Source organism: Nonomuraea maheshkhaliensis, assembly GCF_039529435.1.
Taxonomy (GTDB): Bacteria; Actinomycetota; Actinomycetes; order Streptosporangiales; family Streptosporangiaceae; genus Nonomuraea; species Nonomuraea maheshkhaliensis.
Genome location: NZ_BAAAMU010000043.1, coordinates 1 through 17,752 on the forward strand (window position 1 = coordinate 1; position 17,752 = coordinate 17,752).

Below are 17,752 nucleotides of genomic sequence, written 5' to 3' on the forward strand. Positions count from 1 at the left end.
TCCTCCCCCCTTCCCGACCCCCCCCCCCCCCGGGGGGGGGGGGTGCGGCCTCGGCCGTTTCGCGGCCCTTTCGCGCGCCGTTACGGGCGGGCCGCCGGCGGCAGCTCGTCGAGGGAGGCAGGCGACCAGGTCAGCGGGTCGGAGCCGAGCTCGATCAGCAGCGGCACCTGCTCCCTGCACCACGGCGAGATCGCCAGCAGCCCGTTGCGCGCCGCGTCGGCGAACTCCTTCCACGGCATCCACCACGTCTCGCCCACCTCGTCCGGGTTGGGCGCGACAGGCGCGTCGACGAGCACGCGGTAGACCGGGCACAGCTCGTGCTCGACGATGCCGTTGGCCATCACCGCCCGGTAGGAGAAGCCGGGCAGCAGCAGGTCGGCGCGCTCGGCCACCAGTCCCAGCTCGTAGGAGAGCCGGCGCACGACCGCGTGGTCGAGGGCCTCGCCCGGCAGCGGATGGCCACAGCAGCTGTTGGTCCACACCCCCGGCCAGGTGAGCTTGTGATCCGCCCGCTTGGTGAGCAGCACGCGGCCTTCCCCGTCGAAGACGTAGCTGGAGAACGCCAGGTGAAGGGGGGTCTCACGGCCGTGCACCGACGTCTTGGGCGCGGTGCCGAGCGCATGGCCGTCGCGGTCGACCAGCACAACGTGTTCCTCTGTCGTCACGCTATGAAGCGTACGAGATCAGCTACACGCTTAGGAACCCGCTGCCCACCTGCTGCACCAACCTCTGCCGCATCCTAGACGACGGGGGCGGGGCTAGGCTGTCGGCGTGTCTTTCGTCGCCGATCTGCGTGTGGTCCTGCGGGGCAGGGACTTCAGAAGGCTTTTCGGCACCCGGCTGATCTCCCAGTTCTCCGACGGGATCTTCCAGTTCGCGGTGACCGGTTTCGCCTTCTTCAGCCCCGAGAACCAGACGACCGCGCTCGAGGTCGCCACGGGCCTGGCCGTGCTGCTGCTGCCCTACAGCGTGCTCGGGCCCTTCGTCGGCGTCTTCATCGACCGCTGGTCGCGGCGGCAGATCCTGATGGTGGCCCCGTTCGTGCGCGGCACGCTGCTGCTGGTGGCCGCCGGGCTGGTGGCGGCCGACGCGCCCGACGCGGCCTTCTACGGGGCGGCGCTGGCCGTGCTGGGCGTCAACCGATTCTTCCTGGCCGCACTCGGCGCCTCGCTGCCGCACGTGGTGCCCTCCGACCGGCTGATGGCCGCCAACGCGGTCACGCCGACGTCCGGCACCGTGGTCACCTTCGTGGGCGCGGGCGTCGGCTTCCTGCTGCGCGAGCTCTTCGGCGGCGACGACTCCGGCGTCGCGCTGCTCCTCGTCATCTCCGGCGTGGTGTTCGGGATGAGCGCGCTGGTCGCCCGGCTGATGGACCGGCAGCTGCTCGGCCCCGAGCCCGACCCGGAGCGGCCGCAGGCCCGCCAGGCCATGCGCAACGTGGTCACCGGCCTGGCCGACGGCGCCAGGCACCTGCTCCACCGGCGCACCGCGGCCGCCACCATGGGCGCGATGGCGGCCCACCGCTTCCTGTACGGCATGTGCACCGCGCTCGGCATCATCCTCTACCGCTACTACTTCACCGACGGCGACTCCGAGGCCGCGTTGCGCGGCATCAGCCTCGTGGTGGCCGTCTCCGGCTTCGGCTACTTCCTGGCCGTGATCATCACCCCGTACGCGACCGAGCGGTTCGGCATCGAACGGTGGGTGACGATCGCGCTGAGCGTGGCCGGGGTGCTGACGGCGGCGCTGGTGCTGCCGTTCCAGGAGTGGGGGCTGCCGCTGGCCGGGTTCGTGCTGGGCGTGGCCGGGCAGAGCGTCAAGATCTGCGCCGACACGACCGTGCAGCGCGACGTCGAGGACCTCTACCGCGGCCGCGCCTTCTCCATCTACGACATGCTCTTCAACGGCATGTACGTGCTCGCCGCGGCCCTGTCGGCGGCCATCCTGCCGCCGGACGGCAAGTCGTACCTGGCCGTGATGATCATCTCGCTGGGCTATCCCGTGGCCGGGCTCGCCTACCGGATGATCACCGCGTCCTCACGCGCCAAGGTCGTTTGACCTGGCCCACTCCCGCAGCGCCTCGGTCGCGGCCTCCTTGCCGATCAGGCCCTTGTCGAGCCTGAGCTCCAGCAGGAACTTGTAGGCCCGCCCCACCACCGGCCCAGGCCCGATGCCGAGCACGCCCTGGATCTCGTTGCCGTCCAGCTCGGGCCGGATCTTGGCCAGCTCCTCCTCCTCGGCCAGCCTGGCGATGCGCTCTTCGAGCTGGTCGTAGGTCCGCGACAGCGCCGCGGCCTTGCGCTTGTTGCGGGTGGTGCAGTCGGCCCTGGTCAGCTTGTGCAGCCGGCTGAGCAGAGGGCCGGCGTCGCGCACGTAGCGGCGCACGGCGCTGTCGGTCCACTCGCCGGTGCCGTAGCCGTGGAAACGCAGGTGCAGCTCGACGAGCTGGGAGACGTCGGACACCACGTCCTTCGGGAACTTCAGCTCCGTCATGCGCTTCCTGGTCATCTGCGCGCCGACCACCTCGTGGTGGTGGAACGACACCCGCCCGCCGGCCTCGTGGCGGCGGGTCTTGGGCTTGCCGATGTCGTGCATGAGGGCCGCCCAGCGCAGGATGCGGTCGGGCTTGCCGTCCTCCTCCTGGGCGATGGCCTGGTCGAGCACGGTCAGCGTGTGCTCGTAGACGTCCTTGTGCCGGTGGTGCTCGTCGATCTCCAGGCGCAGCTTGGGCAGCTCGGGCAGCACGTGGGCGGCCAGCCCCGTCTCCACCAGCAGCCGCAGGCCCTCGCGCGGGCCCGCGCCGCAGATCAGCTTGTCGAGCTCGTCGCGGATGCGTTCGGCCGAGACGATCTCGATCCGCTCGGCCATCGCGGTCATCGCCGCGATCGCCGCGTCGTCCACGGTGAAGCCGAGCTGCGAGGCGAACCTGGCGGCCCGCAGCATGCGCAGCGGGTCGTCGGCGAAGGACCGCTCGGGCGGGCCAGGGGTGCGCATCAGCTTGGCGCGCAGGTCGTCGAGGCCGCCGTAGGGGTCGACGAACTCGTGGCCTGGCAGGCGTACCGCCATCGCGTTGGCGGCGAAGTCGCGCCGCTCCAGGTCGGCTTCGAGCGTCTCGCCGTACATGACGTCCGGCTTGCGCGACTTCGGGTCGTAGGACTCGCTGCGGTACGTCGTGATCTCGATCAGCCAGCTGCCCTTGCGCAGGCCGACCGTGCCGAAGTCGATGCCGATCGTCCACACGGAGTCGGCCCAGTCTCTGACGATCTCCAGCACCCGCTCGGGGTGGGCGTCGGTGGTCAGGTCGAGGTCGTTGCCGACGCGGCCGAGCAGGAGGTCACGCACGGGACCACCGACGAGGGCCAGCTCATGGCCGTGCGCGGCGAACAGGCGGCCGAGCTCGTCGGCCACCGGGGCGATCTTGCGGAACAGGTCGTTCATGGCCTGCTGCTGGCTTTCGGTCAGAGTTGTGTCGGACAAACTGAGTCGGCCTTCGTCGTGTGAGGTGGCTTCCCGAAACATATCCCCCGAGCCACACCAGGTCCGGGTTACCGTCGGTCCAAGGACCGTCGGGGGCCATGGAATGCGGCAAGGAGGACTATATGAAGGACGCCCTCGCGATCCACCGCTGGCTCCTCGCACACCAGGTCCATCATGAGATCGTACGCCTTCCGCGTCCCATGACATGCGCGGAAGAGCTGCCGGAGGCGGTCTCCGCGGCGCCCGAGCGGTGCCTGACGGTCACGGTGCTCGACGTCACGACCAGGGTCGGCAGCGAGGTCGTCATCGGGGTCACCTCGCCCGTCTCCTCGCCGCCGCGGCCGGGAGCCGTCGGCGCCCTGCTCGGCGCCCGCCACGTACGTCCCGCGCCCGCTCGCGTGGTCAACGCCGCCACCGACTACGCCGACGGGCTCGTGTGCCCGCTGCTGCTGCCGGAGTCGCTGCCCATGTTCGTCGACGACCGGCTCGTCCTCGACGACGAACTCGTCTTCACCGCCACCGGCGAGCGGCACACGGCGCTCTCTCTTCGTGCGCTCGACCTGCTGACCGTCCTGCCAGGCAAGATGGTCGACCTACGCGGTCCGCGCCCGCGAGGATCACGTGTGGCGGTCGCACGACGGCACTGAGCCCGTACCATTGCGGGCGTGCGTCGTCGTAGTCCAGGCCGGGCATTCGCGTGATCCGTAAGGCCACGCTGCTCGCCGCGTTGTCAGCCGCGCTGCTCGCCCCCCTGGTGGCGGCGGCGCCGGGCGCGGCTGCCACGAAGACGAGTGCCTCCCCCGCCTCGGCCGCGGCGCGCCAGAGTCTCACCGTGTCGATCACCTCGATCACGCCGGACGTGCCGAAGAACGTCACCGATGTGATCAAGATCACCGGTACGGTCCGCAACGGCACCGGTGCCCCCATGTCCGGCCTCCAGGTACGCCTGCGTTACGACGCCCAGAAGGTCACCGACCGCGCCGCCATGGCCGCCTACCTGAGCGACCAGAACAACCAGACGCTCCCCTTCAACGTGTCCACGCGCAACTCGTTCATGGACATCCCGCCGCTCGCCGCGGGCGCCTCGCAGCGCTGGGAGATCACCGCCACGCCCGTGCAGCTCGGCCTGCGGGAGTTCGGCGTCTACCGGATCGCCGTCGACGTCGCCCAGTTCCGCGTGCCGGTCACGGCCGAGCGCACCATGCTCACGTACGCGCCGGTCACGCCGCAGCGTCCCCCGCGCAACAAGCTCGCCGTCGCACTGCCCGTCATCGACCAGCCCCACCGCGCCGCCGACGACAACCTGTTCGTGGACGACAAGCTCAGCCAGTCGCTCGCGGGCAAGGGCCGCCTGGCCGACCTGCTGCAGATCGCGCAGTCCGCGCCGGCCAGCGTCACCTGGGTGTTCGACCCGGCGCTGCTCGACGACCTCAACGCGATGACCAAGGGCTACAAGGTCAAGACCAAGGACGGCGATCAGGCCAAGCCGGCCAGCACCGCGGCCGGGCAGTGGCTGACGGGCATGCGCACCGCGCTCGCCTCCTCGCCCGTGGCCGCGCTCCCGTACGCCGACCCTGACGTGGCCGCGCTGGCCCACCAGGGCTTCGACACGCAGACCAAGCGCGCCATCGAGCTGGGCGGGCAGAGCGCCAGGGCACTGCTCAGCCGCAACGCGAAGACCAACGTCAACTGGCCGGCGGCGGGCGTGCTCGACGCCGACGCGCTCGACCTGCTCGCGGTCAGCGGCGTCAACAGGGTGCTGCTCAACTCCACCAACCTGCCGCCGCAGCAGCCCGTCACCACCACGCCCGACGCCGCCGCGACGCTCGACTCGGTCAGCGGCCCCGTCACGGCGCTGGTCGCCGACGCCGAGCTGAGCAAGCTGTTCGAGCCGGCCGCCGGCACGTCGGTGGTGCTCAGCACGCAGCGCTTCATCGCCGAGACCGCGGTGATCTCCAGCGAGGCCGGTCAGCTCCTGCCGCGGTCGCTGGTCGTCGCCCCCTCGCGGCGCTGGTCACCCAACCCCACGCTCGTCACCGCGCTGATCAAGACGGCCGGCCGGCTGCCGTGGCTGCAGCTGGCCCCGCTGGAGTCGCTCAAGCCGGGCAAGGCGTCCGTGCCGCGGGCCGGCCTGACCTACACCGACCAGGACCGTAAGGAGGAGCTGAGCAGGAAATACCTGGCTCCGGTCGCGGACGCCTGGTCGAAGGCCCAGCTCACCTCGCTGATCACGGCCGAGAAGACGCAGTCCCGCTTCGACGCGGCGGTGCTGCGGCTCACCTCGTCGGCCTGGCGCAACAGCACCCGAGCGGGCCGCGCGGCCACCAAGCTGGTCAGCGCGGCGGTCGACGCCCAGACGAACAAGATCCAGATCACCGGCTCCGGCCCCGACCGGCCGCGTACGCTGGCCGGCAGCAACGGCGTCGTGCCCATCAGCGTGAAGAACTCGCTGTCCACCCCCGTCGAGCTCTACATCGAGGTCAGGTCCAACAACCCCGAGCTGCTGCTGGTCAACTGGCGCAAGGAGCTGCCGATAGGTGGCGGCCAGATCGGCACCGTCCAGGTCCCGATGAGCGCCGCCCCCGACACCAGCGGCGACGCCACGGTGACCGTGGAGCTGCGGACCGCCGACGGCCAGGTCTACGGCAAACCGCAACGCCTGACCATCCGCACCACCGGCTACACCGGGATCGCCCTGGTGATCGTGGGTGCGGCGCTGACCGTGATGCTCGCGGCCGTGGTGACGCGGCTGCTGCGGCGCCGGTCTCAGCGTAGACTCGCGCGGGCCAAGACCCGGGAGAGTGAATCCGTATGAGCCGCATGCTTCGGGCCAGCGCCATCATGGCGGCGGGCACCATGGTGTCCAGGGTCACGGGGTTCGTGCGGACGATGGTGCTCGCCTACGCCATCGGCACGGCGGCTCTGGGCGACGCCTACAACGCGGCGTACGCGATCCCGTACAGCATCCTCGACCTGCTGCTGCTGGGTGTGCTGAGCAGCGTCGTGGTGCCGATGATCGTCCGTGCCCAGCAGAGCGACGAGGACGGCGGCCGGGCCTACGAGCAGCGGCTGCTGACGATCTCCACGGTCGCGCTGGTCGTGGTCGCGGTGGCGGCCGTGCTGGCCGCGCCGCTGCTGATCGACCTCTACACCGACTGGGACCCGGGCAGCAGGCGCTTCGAGGTCGCGGTCACGCTGGCCCGCTTCATCCTGCCGCAGCTCGCCTTCTTCGGCGTCGGCGCGGTGGCCGGGGCCATTCTCAACACCCGTGACCGCTACGGCGCCCCCATGTGGGCCCCGGTGGTCAACAACCTCGTCGTCATCGTGATGTTCGTGCTCTACGCGGTGGTCGGCACCGGCGGCGACATCGACAAGGTCACCAACACCGACCTCGCGCTCCTGGGCCTCGGCACCACGGCGGGCATCGTCGGGCAGGCCGCGGTGCTCATCGTGGCGCTGCGGCGGGTCGGGTTCGCCTTCGTGCCCCGCTTCGACCTGCGCAACGCCCGGCTCGGCGAGATGGGCAGGGCGGGGGTGTGGACGATCGGCTACGTGGTGGTCACGCAGCTCGGCTTCATGCTGACGACCAACCTGGCCAGCTCGGCGGGCAACGTGGTCGACGGTCACGGGATCAGCCCGTACACGTTGGCGTTCCAGCTTTTCCAGCTTCCCTACGGCGTCATCGGCGTCTCGGTGATCACGGCCATGCTGCCGCGGATGAGCCGGGCGGTGGCCGACGGGCGTTTCGCCGACGTGCGCAGCGAGTTCGGCTCCAGCGTGCGGCTCGTCTGCTCGCTGATGGTGCCGGTGTCGCTGCTGCTCATGGTGCTCGGGCCGGCGATCACCGTGCCCATCTACGGCCACGGCGCCAACAGCGTCGCCGACGCCGTCTACATCGGCAACGTGCTGCAGGTCTACGGGCTGGCGCTGGTGCCGTTCGCGGTGTTCCAGCTGTTGCTGCGCGTTTTCTACAGCTTCGGCGACACCCGTACGCCGGTCTTCATCGGGGCGGGCACGACCGCGGTCAACGCGCTGCTCATGGTGCTGTTCTTCGTGCTGCTGCCGGCTCGTTACGCGGTGATGGGGCTGGCTCTGGCGTACGCGATCGCGTACGGGCTGGGCGCGGGCCTGGCCTGGATCCTGGCCTCCCGCCGGGTCCAGGGGCTGGGCGGCTGGGCCGTCGGCATGGCGATGACCAGGATGTATCTGGCCGCCATCCCCACGGCCGTGCTGGCGCTGGCCTCGGTCTGGCTGTTCACCACGGTCTTCGGCGGGCTCGACTTCCTCAACTCGGTCATCGTGCTCGCGATCGGCGGCGGCCTCGGAATGCTGCTCTATCTCGGCGTTGCCCACAGAATGCGCATCCCTGAGGTCAACTCGATCGTTGGGATGGTCGCGAGGCGGGTAGGTCGGTAAAGAACGCGGGCGGAATCTTCTCGGCACTACCATGGAGCCCGACACGCGCGAATGGAAGCAGGAGGGGCGTGGGCGGATCCATCCGACATAACGTGCCTTCGTGGGACACCCCCACGCAGGCCCGTCCAATAATGAGCACGCCCGATCGGCGCAGCGGAGTGAGCCAGTGAGCAGCACGTCGGCCGTCGAACCCGGCACTCGTCTAGCCGAGCGGTTCAGGCTCGAGGATCGCGTGAGCGAGTCCGAAGGCGCCACGTTGTGGAAGGCCATCGACGAGATCCTCGCCCGGCCCGTGGCCGTGCACACTTTCGACTCCTCCTTCCCCCGTGTCCACGAGGTCGTCACCGCCGCGCGTGCGGCGAGCCGGCTGACCGACCCCCGCCTGACCCAGGTGTTCGACGCCGCCGAGGACGAGAAGGCCTCCTACGTCGTCAGCGAGTGGGTCAACGGCGAGTCCCTGACCGACCTGCTGGCCTCAGGGCCGCTGGAGCCCGACCGGGCGGCCGGGCTGGTCGCCGAGGCCGCCGAGGCGCTCGCGCACGCCCACGAGGCGCAGCTCTACCACCTGTGCCTGCAGCCTTCCCACCTGATATGGACGACCGGCAACACTGTCAAGGTGCTCGGCGTGGCCGTCGACGCGGCGATGTACGGCCTGACCACCGACCAGCCCGCGCTCGACGACGCCGAGGGGCTGGGCCGGCTGCTGTACGCCGGGCTGACCGGCCACTGGCCGGGCGACGAGGAAGAGGGCGGCCTGCCCGCGGCCCCCATGAGCGACGGCCACTTCTGCACGCCCCGCCAGGTCACCGCCGGCGTGCCCGGCTACCTCGACGCCGTCACCGTGCGGGCCTGCCTGCCCGAGTCGCGCAGGGGCCAGAGCCCGCTGACCACCCCGTCCGAGGTGGCCGAGGCGCTGGCCGACGTGGCCAGGCCGATGCCGATCCCCATCAGCTACCCCTCGACGCCCGCGGTGGCCTCGGCCTCCCACACCGAGGGCCTCGACATCGCCCACCGGCACAAGGCCCCCGCTCCCCCTCCCCTGCCTCCCGCGCCGCCGCGCCGGCCGTCCAACGGCGGCGGCAGCACGCTCAACCGGGTGCTGATGACGCTCGTGGTGCTGCTGGTCATCGCCGCGGTCGGCGTCGGCGCCTGGACGATCGGCCGCAGCCTGGGCAGCCCGACCCCGCCGGGGACGGCCAGCGCCGAGCCCACGACCTCAGCGTCCGCCTCCGCCGCGGCCGAGACCGTCAAGCCGGACAATGCGCGCGGCTTCGACCCGCTGGGCGACGGCGACGAGAAGCCCGACCTCGCGAAGCTGGCCATCGACGGCAAGCCCAGCACCCTGTGGAAGACCGAGACCTACACCAGCGCCGACCTGGGCCGCCTCAAGGACGGCGTAGGCCTGCTGCTCGACATGGGCAAGTCCGTGCAGATCAGCGACGTGGTCGCTACGCTGTCGGATGCGCCGGGCGCGAACGTCGAGCTCAAGGTGGGCGACTCAGCCGATCTCGACTCGTTGAAGACCGTGGCCACCAAGAAGAACGCCGCAGGTAAAACCACCCTTACCCCTGATGAGGCGGCAAGCGGTCAGTACGTTTTGATCTGGTTTACGCGTGTTCCGACGGATGCAGGCACTTTTCATGGCACCATCTATGAGGTAGTGGTGCACTCTCCCGGATCGGCATAATCAGGAAACTCTCTTGTGAACTCCCCACCCGAGACACCCTCAGCAGCGGAGCGGCCGGCGGTCACAGACGCCGAGCTGCTGACCGCGCACATCAACGGGGATCCACACGCCTTCAGCGAAATCGTCAAGAGGCACCGCGACCGCATGTGGGCGGTTGCCCTGCGTACGCTCGGTGATCCCGACGAGGCCGCCGACGCCGTGCAGGACGCCTTCGTCTCCGCATATCGAAAAGCCGCCACGTTTCGCGGCGAGGCAGCCGTCACCACCTGGCTGCACCGGATCGTGGTCAACGCCTGCCTCGACAGGATGCGCCGCAAGTCCGTCAGACCGGTCGCCGACGACGAGCTCATCGAGGCCGCCGAGCGCGAGACCCCGCTGCCCGACCAGACCGTCGAGCGCGAGGTCTCCATGGAGGTTTCGGCCGCGCTCAAACTGCTGCCGGCCGACCAGCGCGCGGCGTTGGTGCTGGTCGACATGATGGGCTATTCGGTCGAAGACGCAGCTCAGGTGCTCCAGGTGCCGAGCGGGACGGTGAAGAGCAGGTGTGCCCGAGGACGCGCGAAACTTGCCCCAATTCTTTCGCATCTGCGGAACCGATCGGAACTCAATCGCGTCTCATCCGCGAAGGGAGCAGAACTTCGTGACGGGTGATACGCACTACGATCTTGAGATCCTCGCCGAACTGGCCGAGGACCTCTTGGACGTCGGCACGGCGCGCCAGGTCCGCGAGCATCTCGCGGTCTGCGACCCCTGTGGGGAGCTACTGGCCGACCTGGCGGCGGTTCGCGAGGTGCTGGCGGCGACCCCCACTCCGGCAATGCCGATGGGTGTCGCACTCCGCATCGACAAGGCCCTGGCCGCCGAGGCGGGCTCCAGGCGCGGCGGAGGTGTCGGCCTGGCGGAAGCACCGGACTGGGACGAGCTCATGCGGGACTCCCCCTGGGAGCGGCAGGCCGCCGAGGCGCCGCGGACCGCGGGTCCAGACCCGGATGACGTCCTCCAGCCGGTCCGGCTCGGCGTGGTCTCCGACGACGGCAGCATCGTCCCGGCCAGGAGCCGGACGATCCGGCGGCGCCGATGGGCGATGCCGGCGGTCGCGGCAGCGGCGGCGGCCGTCGTGGTCGGCACGGCCGTGGCCTCCACCAACCTGCTGGCCGCGGGAGGAGGGGGCGAAGGCGGCGCGGCACCGGTCGCCCTGCCGGTCCAGACCCCGCCGCGGCAGTCGCAGCCGGCGACTTCCGAGCAGCCACCGAGAGACTCGCAGCGGGCCAAGTCCTACGCGCTGACCGACAGCAACCACAACTACAGCGACCCCGAGCTGCGGATGAGCCTGCAGAGCTTCCTGGGTCCCGCGCCCATCATCGGCAGCTCCTCCAGTGCCGACGAGGTCGCCAAGTGCGTCACCACCGTGTCGCGGCGGGCCAAGCTCGACGTGTTCGCGGTGGACCAGGGCCAGTACAACGGCCAGGAGGCGCTCATCGTGGCCTCGTGGAAGCAGCGGGCCGCCAAGAAGGTCCGCATCGACGTCGTCGATCCGTTCAGCTGCAAGAACCTGCGCAAGCCCTCCCTGGGCCGCTGGTAAGCAAAGCTCCACGTCAGAGCCCGCTTCGGCGGGCTCTTTCGTTTTGTCTCGGCCGTGTCATGGCGTTGCCCGGTAGGGGCGGGAATCTCGGCGGCCTAGGATCTGTTGACGCCGGTGGCAACAGCAGACGAGGAAGGCGTGGGAGCGTTGAGCGACGTTCGTAACGTGATCATTATCGGATCCGGCCCAGCAGGCTATACCGCGGCCGTCTACTCCGCGCGCGCCGAACTCAAGCCGTTGGTCTTCGAGGGGTCCGTCACCGCCGGTGGTGCGCTGATGAACACCACCGACGTGGAGAACTTCCCCGGGTTCCCCGACGGCATCATGGGCCCCGACCTGATGGACAACCTACGCAAGCAGGCCGAGCGGTTCGGCGCCGAGCTGGTCGCGGACGACGTCGTCGAGGTCGACCTGGAGGCCAACCCCAAGGTCGTCAAGACCCACACCGAGACCTACTACGCCAAGTCCGTCATCCTGGCCATGGGCTCCGGCTATCGCGAGCTGGGCCTGAAGAACGAGAAGCGGCTGTCCGGCCACGGCGTGTCCTGGTGCGCGACCTGTGACGGGTTCTTCTTCCGCAACAAGGACATCGTGGTCGTGGGCGGCGGCGACACCGCGATGGAGGAGGCCACGTTCCTGACCAGGTTCGGGCGCATGGTGACGGTGGTGCACCGCCGCGACACGCTGCGGGCCAGCAAGATCATGCAGGACCGGGCCATGGCCAATGACAAGATCCGCTTCGTCTGGGACTCCGAGGTCGTCGACGTGCTCGGCGACAGCAAGGTGGAGGCGGTGAAGCTGCGCGACGTCAAGACCGGCGAGGAGTGCGAGCTGGCCGCCGACGCGCTGTTCCTGGCGATCGGCCACGATCCCCGCACCGAGCTGGTCAAGGGCCAGATCGACCTCGACGAGGACGGCTACATCAAGGTCGCCTCGCCGACCACCGCGACCAACATCGACGGCGTCTTCGCCGCGGGTGACGTGGTGGACCACACCTACCGTCAGGCCATCACCGCGGCCGGCACCGGCTGTGCGGCCTCGCTCGACTCCGAGCGCTGGCTCGCTAACCACGAGAAGTAAGGAGCGCAACCGTGAAGGCTGTCACCGACGCCACATTCCAGTCCGAGGTCCTCAAGAGCGACAAGCCCGTGCTGGTCGACTTCTGGGCCGAGTGGTGCGGCCCGTGCCGTCAGGTCGCGCCCATCCTTCAGGAGATCGAGAAGGAGCACGGCGACAAGCTGGAGATCGTCAAGCTGAACATCGACGAAAATCCTGAGGTTCCGCGCGAGTACGGTGTGCTCCAGATCCCCACGATGAACGTCTACAAGAATGGCGAGGTCGTGAAGCAGATCATCGGCGCCAAGCCGAAGGCCATGCTGCTTCGCGAGCTCGAGGGCATCATCTAGCACGCCCCCTGCGGGGGCTCGCCCGGTCTCGGGGCGCGCTCGGCCCGCCGAAAGCCCCTCGTTCTGGCTCACGAGGGGCTTTCGCGTATCCGGGGCTGCCTGCCTGGCGCCCGCGTTCGTCTGTGCGGCTCTGAGGTGCTCTCAGACGGGACGGAGCGCCCGTTCCGGGCTCATGGAGCCGAGCAGGCGCTCCAGCGCCACCTCGACGTCCTCGCGCCACGAAACGGCGCTCTTCAGTTCCAGCCGGAGCCGCGGAAATCGCAAATGCGGACGAACCGTCTTAAACCCCACAGAAAGCAGATATTCGGCCGGAACTACGCAACTAGGTTCTTCCCACTTGAGATCCCCGAAAGCTTCAATGGCTTTCACCCCGCGCCGGGTCAGGTCTTTGGCCACCCCCTGAATCAGCATCCGGCCCAGCCCGCCGCCGGAGAACTCGGGAATGATGTGCGCCGTCATCAGCAGCACGGCGTCGGCGCTTACCGGCGAGGTGGGAAAGGCCACCGAACGTGGCGTGTAGAGCGGCGGGCTGTAGAGCACGAACCCGGCCGGCACCCCGTCAACGTAGGCGATCTTCCCGCAACTGCCCCATTCGAGCAGGGTGCCGGAGATCCAGGCCTCCTTCTCCAGCGCAGGATCGCCTGAATCGACCGCCCGCTCCCCGCTCATGGGATCGAGCTCCCAGAAGACGCACCTTCGGCAGCGCCGCGGTAGATCTTCCACATTGTCCAGGGTTATGTTGACCAGCCGGCGCGACAACTACGGCCCCTATCCTTGACCCGGAAAAGCGCGCGAAAACCGCGTCTACAGGTGGCATCGTAGCTCAGTGAAGATGCCGCCAGCGGACACCGCCACCGGCGAGCCCGGCGACGGGCGACATGTCCGTCTGGCGTAATCTGGTATTTCCGTCCGATATGAACCTAGGAGGTGGGCCGTGACGGAAGAGCGGGATCACGGTCAGACACCCGCGACCCAAGGGTCGCGCATCGACGCCTACGTCGATCGGTATGCCGCGCGAGCTACCGGGATGGTCGCCTCCGAGATCCGAGCTCTCTTCGCCGTCGCGTCCAGGCCCGAGGTGGTCTCGCTCGCCGGCGGCATGCCGTACGTCACGGCGCTCCCCCTCGACATGGTCGGCGAGCTCGTCTCCGAGCTCGTCACCCGGCGCGGCCCCGTCGCGCTGCAGTACGGCTCCGGCCAGGGCGACCCGCATCTGCGTGAGCAGATCTGCGAGGTCATGCGGCTGGAGGGGATCAACGCCGGGGCGAACGACGTGGTCGTCACCGTCGGTTCGCAACAGGCCCTCGACCTGATCACCCGGATCTTCATCGACCCGGGTGACGTGATCCTGGCCGAGGGTCCCTCGTACGTGGGAGCTCTGGGGACTTTTGCCGCCTACCAGGCGAAAGTGGTCCATATCGCCATGGACGATCAGGGCATCGTGCCCGAATCGCTGGCGCAGACCATCTACGCGCTGGAGACGGCCGGGGCACCGGTCAAGTTCCTCTACACGATCCCGACCTTCCACAACCCCGGCGGCGTCACGCTCAACATCGCCCGCCGGCAGCAGGTGCTCGACATCTGCCAGCGGGCCGGGATCCTCATCATCGAGGACAATCCCTACGGGCTGCTCGGCTTCGACGGCGATCCCCTGCCGGCCCTGCGGGCCGACAATCCCGACGGAGTGGTCTATCTCGGTTCGTTCTCCAAGACGCTGGCCCCCGGCTTCCGCGTCGGCTGGGCCCTGGCCCCCCACGCCATCCGCGAGAAGCTCGTGCTCGCCATGGAGTCGGCCGTGCTGTCGCACTCCTCGTTCACGCAGCTCGCGGTGGGCGAATACCTGGCCACGCAGCCGTGGCAAGAGCAGATCAAGACGTTCAGGGAGCTCTACCGCGACCGCCGCGACGCGTTGCTCGACGCGCTCGAAGCGCTGATGCCGCCCGAGGTCACCTGGACCCGGCCCGGGGGCGGCTTCTTCGTCTGGGCCACGCTGCCGGAAGGGCTCGACTCGAAGGCGATCCTGCCCCGGGCCGTGGCCGAGCGGGTGGCGTTCGTCCCCGGGACCGGGTTCTTCTCCGACGGCAGCGGGGCGCGGCACATGCGGCTGTCCTACTGCTACCCAGAGCCTGACCGGATCCGTGAGGGGGTGCGGCGACTGGCCGGGGTGATCGATCAGGAGATGCAGCTGAGGGACACGTTCGGCACGTCGTCCGCGCGTGACCACCAAGGCGTCGACACGCCCGGGCCCGACCTGGCCTGACCGCCGCGAGCACGTAGGGGGCCGGCGGGCGACGCCGGCCCCCTTTCTCGTTCCCTGAGAGGGTATTTCGCTGGGAGGGGAGAAGACACCGCCGCGTACACCCTTCGCCGCCCACGCCGGTACGGTTGGACAGCGTGCCATCAGCGGCATCAGCAGAGGAGATGTGATGAGCGATCTGGGCCACGTGCTCGTGCTGGCCGGAGGCCTCTCCTATGAGCGGGAGGTGTCTCTGCGCTCGGGTCGCCGGGTCAGCGAGGTGCTGCGCGCGGCGGGCGTCGACGTCGAGGCCCGCGACACCGACGCCTCACTCGTCCCCTCGATCCTGGCCGACCCGCCGGACGCGGTGTTCGTGACCCTGCACGGCGGCGCCGGCGAGGACGGCGCCATCCGATCCGTGCTGGAGCTGCTCAACGTCCCCTACGTCGGCGCCGATCCCGACGCCTGCCGGGTGGCCTTCGACAAGCCCACCGCCAAGGCCGTCGTCCGCTCCTTCGGCGTACGCACGCCCGAGTCCGTCACGCTGCCGAAGGAGACCTTCCACGACCTCGGCGCCACGGTGGTGCTCGGGCGCATCGTGGAGCGGCTCGGGCTGCCCCTGTTCGTCAAGCCCGCCCGTGGCGGATCCGCGCTGGGCGCCTCCATCGTCCGTACCGCGGAGGAACTGCCCGCGGCGATGGTCGGCTGCTTCGCGTACGGTGACACGGCGTTGATCGAGCGGTACGTGGAGGGCGTGGAGGTGGCGGTCTCCGTCGTCGACTTCGGCAACGGCCCCGTGGCCCTGCCCGCCGTGGAGATCGTCCCGGACGAGGGCGTCTACGACTACGCGGCCCGCTACACCGCCGGCCACACCGAGTTCTTCGCCCCGGCCCGCCTCTCGGCCCAGGCGGCCACCGCCTGCGCCGAGACTGCGGTCACCGCGCACACCGCCCTGGGCCTTCGGGACATCTCCCGTACCGACCTGATCGTGGACGCCGACGGGGTGCCGCACTTCCTGGAGGTCAACGTGGCGCCGGGGATGACGGAGACCTCGCTGCTGCCGATGTCGGCGGAGGCGGCCGGCCAGGATCTGGGCGACCTCTGCCGCACCCTTCTCCAAAACGCCGCCTCCCGCACCTGACCTCACTCCCCCGCGCCGACCCCTCCGCACGGCGTACTCACATCGGGGGGAGAGAGCGTGGCCTGGCCGACTGTGTGACCGTGCCACCCACTTCCCGCACCGCCGCCTCAGCGGTGCGGAATGTGGTCACCCGATCAGGCGGCGTCCGAGCGGCACCAACCTCAGGCCAGGACAACGGAACCGAGACGCCCGACCCGAGACGACCACCTCGTTGGGGTGCGGGTCCGGGGCAGGCGGCCTTCGTCCCATAAGTAGCCTTACCCATGTGCTGATCGATTCGATGTACCCCAAGAGCTTCGCCAGCGACAACCACGCCGGCGTCCACCCCACCATCCTCGAAGCCATCGCCGCCGCGAACCAAGGAGACGCGCCCGCGTACGGCGACGACAGCTGGACGTCGACGTTCGAGACCAAGGCGAAGGAGACGTTCGGCCCGCAGGCGCAGGGGTTCGCCGTACTCAACGGAGCGGGCGCCAACATGGTCGGCCTCTCTCTCATGCTCGGCCGCTACGACGCCATCCTCTGCGCCGACAGCGCCCACATCGCCACCCACGAAGCGGGGGCGTCGGAACGGCTGCTCGGGGTGAAGCTCATGACGATCCCGACGGAGGACGGCAAGCTGCGCCCGGCCGACATCGAGTCACGCCTCGGCGGGATCGGCAACCCGCACGAGTCTCAGCCGGCCGTCGTCTCCATCTCTCAGGTCACGGAACTCGGCACCTGCTACTCCCCCACCGAGATCGCCGCCCTCGCCGAGACAGCACACGGGAACGGGCTCCGGCTTCACGTGGACGGCGCCAGACTCGCCAACGCGGCCGCGTACCTCGACTGCGATCTGAAGGCCATCACGACGGACGCCGGAGTCGACGTGTTCAGCTTCGGCGGCACCAAGAACGGCGCCCTGGCCGCGGAGGCCGTCGTGGTCCTCGACCCGTCCATGGCGGGCGGCGTCCCGTTCCTTCGCCGCCAGTCACTCCAGCTCGCCTCGAAGATGCGCTTCATCTCGGCGCAACTCTCGGCACTCCTCACGGACGACCTCTGGCGCCAGAACGCGGCCCACGCCAACAGCATGGCCGCCCGCCTGGCGGATGGACTGACCGACGTTCCCGGCGTCTCCCTCGCCTACCCCGTTGAGGGCAACGCCGTCTTCGCCACCCTCCCGATCACCGTCGCCGAAACGCTCCGCCAGCGCTACCTGTTCCACTACTGGAACGAGACCGCCGACACGGTCCGCTGGATGACCGCCTTCGACACCACCCCGGAGCAAGTGGACGACTTCCTCGACGACCTCCACAAGGCCGCCTCCGCCTAACACCGCCAAGACACGGACCGGCAGGAAAGCCGAAGCCCCGCAGACTGGCGCACCGCAGGAGCCGATCACCACACCAACGCACGCAGCTACCGCCAACCGCCACCACATCCACCGCAGAGGAACGACTTCTACGGCAGCACCGCCGACGGACCCCGGCAAGACCGGTGCACCCGCATGCGATCCACTTCTTCAGCCCGCACCTCCAACCGGCACCCCGACCGCCCCACGCAGACGCCCGCCAACCGGCCAGCGACCCGCACACACCAGCGGCATCCATGACGCACGGCGACACGGCCACCAAACGACCCGCGCCTCGGACGGCGGGTACGCCGATTGGCGCAAACGTGAGGCGGCCCGCCCGCCCAGCAGTGTGCACGCCGGCCGGCGGCGGCACCAGGCGGCCCGCACGCCAGGCGACGCGTACGGCGGGCGACGCGTACGGCGGGCGACGCGAATGGCGGGGGACGCGTACGGCGGGCGACGCGAATGGCGGGG

Annotated in this window: 15 protein-coding genes; 12 read left to right on the plus strand and 3 right to left on the minus strand. The window is 69.7% G+C overall.

The features are described 5' to 3' along the window. Window positions 1–80: 80 nt before the first annotated feature. A complete protein-coding gene (idi, locus tag ABFX54_RS26905; RefSeq protein WP_346109186.1) occupies window positions 81–665 on the minus strand; it encodes an isopentenyl-diphosphate Delta-isomerase in 585 nt (194 codons plus the stop codon). Between the two features lie 106 nt (window positions 666–771). Between idi and ABFX54_RS26910 the strand changes: the two genes are divergently transcribed. Continuing rightward, the gene (locus ABFX54_RS26910) at window positions 772–2,058 is read left to right on the plus strand and encodes an MFS transporter (protein WP_346109188.1); all 1,287 of its coding nucleotides are present in this window, start codon (window positions 772–774) and stop codon (window positions 2,056–2,058) included. Here the strand turns inward: ABFX54_RS26910 and ABFX54_RS26915 are convergent. Next, window positions 2,038–3,438, minus strand: coding sequence for a CCA tRNA nucleotidyltransferase (locus ABFX54_RS26915; protein WP_346109189.1), 1,401 nt, complete (start codon window positions 3,436–3,438; stop codon window positions 2,038–2,040). The genes ABFX54_RS26910 and ABFX54_RS26915 overlap by 21 nt on opposite strands. A gap of 161 nt (window positions 3,439–3,599) precedes the next feature. Here ABFX54_RS26915 and ABFX54_RS26920 point away from each other — a divergent pair, with 161 nt between their 5' ends. From ABFX54_RS26920 to trxA, 8 genes are all read left to right on the plus strand, one after another. After that, window positions 3,600–4,124 (plus strand): aminoacyl-tRNA deacylase, encoded by a 525-nt coding sequence (locus ABFX54_RS26920; protein WP_346109191.1) that lies wholly within the window; start codon window positions 3,600–3,602, stop codon window positions 4,122–4,124. A 50-nt stretch (window positions 4,125–4,174) separates the two neighbouring features. Next, window positions 4,175–6,292 (plus strand): DUF6049 family protein, encoded by a 2,118-nt coding sequence (locus tag ABFX54_RS26925; RefSeq protein ID WP_346109193.1) that lies wholly within the window; start codon window positions 4,175–4,177, stop codon window positions 6,290–6,292. Beyond that, window positions 6,289–7,893, plus strand: coding sequence for a murein biosynthesis integral membrane protein MurJ (gene murJ / locus ABFX54_RS26930; protein WP_346109195.1), 1,605 nt, complete (start codon window positions 6,289–6,291; stop codon window positions 7,891–7,893). Before ABFX54_RS26925 ends, murJ begins: the two co-directional genes overlap by 4 nt. Before the next feature lie 232 nt (window positions 7,894–8,125). Next, window positions 8,126–9,580 (plus strand): protein kinase family protein, encoded by a 1,455-nt coding sequence (locus tag ABFX54_RS26935; RefSeq protein ID WP_346109197.1) that lies wholly within the window; start codon window positions 8,126–8,128, stop codon window positions 9,578–9,580. A gap of 15 nt (window positions 9,581–9,595) precedes the next feature. Next, window positions 9,596–10,231: an RNA polymerase sigma factor SigM gene (gene sigM, locus ABFX54_RS26940; RefSeq protein ID WP_346109199.1), complete on the plus strand. Its 636-nt coding sequence runs from the start codon at window positions 9,596–9,598 to the stop codon at window positions 10,229–10,231. Then, window positions 10,221–11,162 carry an anti-sigma factor family protein gene (locus tag ABFX54_RS26945; RefSeq protein ID WP_346109200.1) on the plus strand — a complete coding sequence of 314 codons (942 nt, stop codon included), beginning with the start codon at window positions 10,221–10,223 and terminating at the stop codon, window positions 11,160–11,162. Before sigM ends, ABFX54_RS26945 begins: the two co-directional genes overlap by 11 nt. A 147-nt stretch (window positions 11,163–11,309) precedes the next feature. After that, window positions 11,310–12,242 carry a thioredoxin-disulfide reductase gene (trxB, locus tag ABFX54_RS26950; protein WP_346109202.1) on the plus strand — a complete coding sequence of 311 codons (933 nt, stop codon included), beginning with the start codon at window positions 11,310–11,312 and terminating at the stop codon, window positions 12,240–12,242. Between the two features lie 11 nt (window positions 12,243–12,253). Further along, a complete protein-coding gene (trxA, locus tag ABFX54_RS26955) occupies window positions 12,254–12,568 on the plus strand; it encodes a thioredoxin (RefSeq protein ID WP_326633025.1) in 315 nt (104 codons plus the stop codon). A gap of 141 nt (window positions 12,569–12,709) precedes the next feature. On the opposite strand, the gene ABFX54_RS26960 is transcribed toward trxA, so the two are convergent. After that, the gene (locus ABFX54_RS26960; protein WP_245955976.1) at window positions 12,710–13,237 is read right to left on the minus strand and encodes a GNAT family N-acetyltransferase; all 528 of its coding nucleotides are present in this window, start codon (window positions 13,235–13,237) and stop codon (window positions 12,710–12,712) included. 358 nt (window positions 13,238–13,595) lie between these two features. Between ABFX54_RS26960 and ABFX54_RS26965 the strand changes: the two genes are divergently transcribed. The 3 genes from ABFX54_RS26965 (at window position 13,596) to ABFX54_RS26975 (ending at window position 17,257) form a co-directional block, all read left to right on the plus strand. Continuing rightward, complete coding sequence (locus tag ABFX54_RS26965; RefSeq protein ID WP_346109297.1) at window positions 13,596–14,828, plus strand: aminotransferase-like domain-containing protein; 1,233 nt, start codon at window positions 13,596–13,598, stop codon at window positions 14,826–14,828. 166 nt (window positions 14,829–14,994) lie between these two features. Next, entirely contained in the window at window positions 14,995–15,945 is a 951-nt protein-coding gene (locus ABFX54_RS26970; protein ID WP_326633027.1) for a D-alanine--D-alanine ligase family protein, read from the plus strand. A 265-nt stretch (window positions 15,946–16,210) separates the two neighbouring features. After that, complete coding sequence (locus ABFX54_RS26975) at window positions 16,211–17,257, plus strand: threonine aldolase family protein (RefSeq protein ID WP_346109204.1); 1,047 nt, start codon at window positions 16,211–16,213, stop codon at window positions 17,255–17,257. Window positions 17,258–17,752 lie beyond the last annotated feature (495 nt).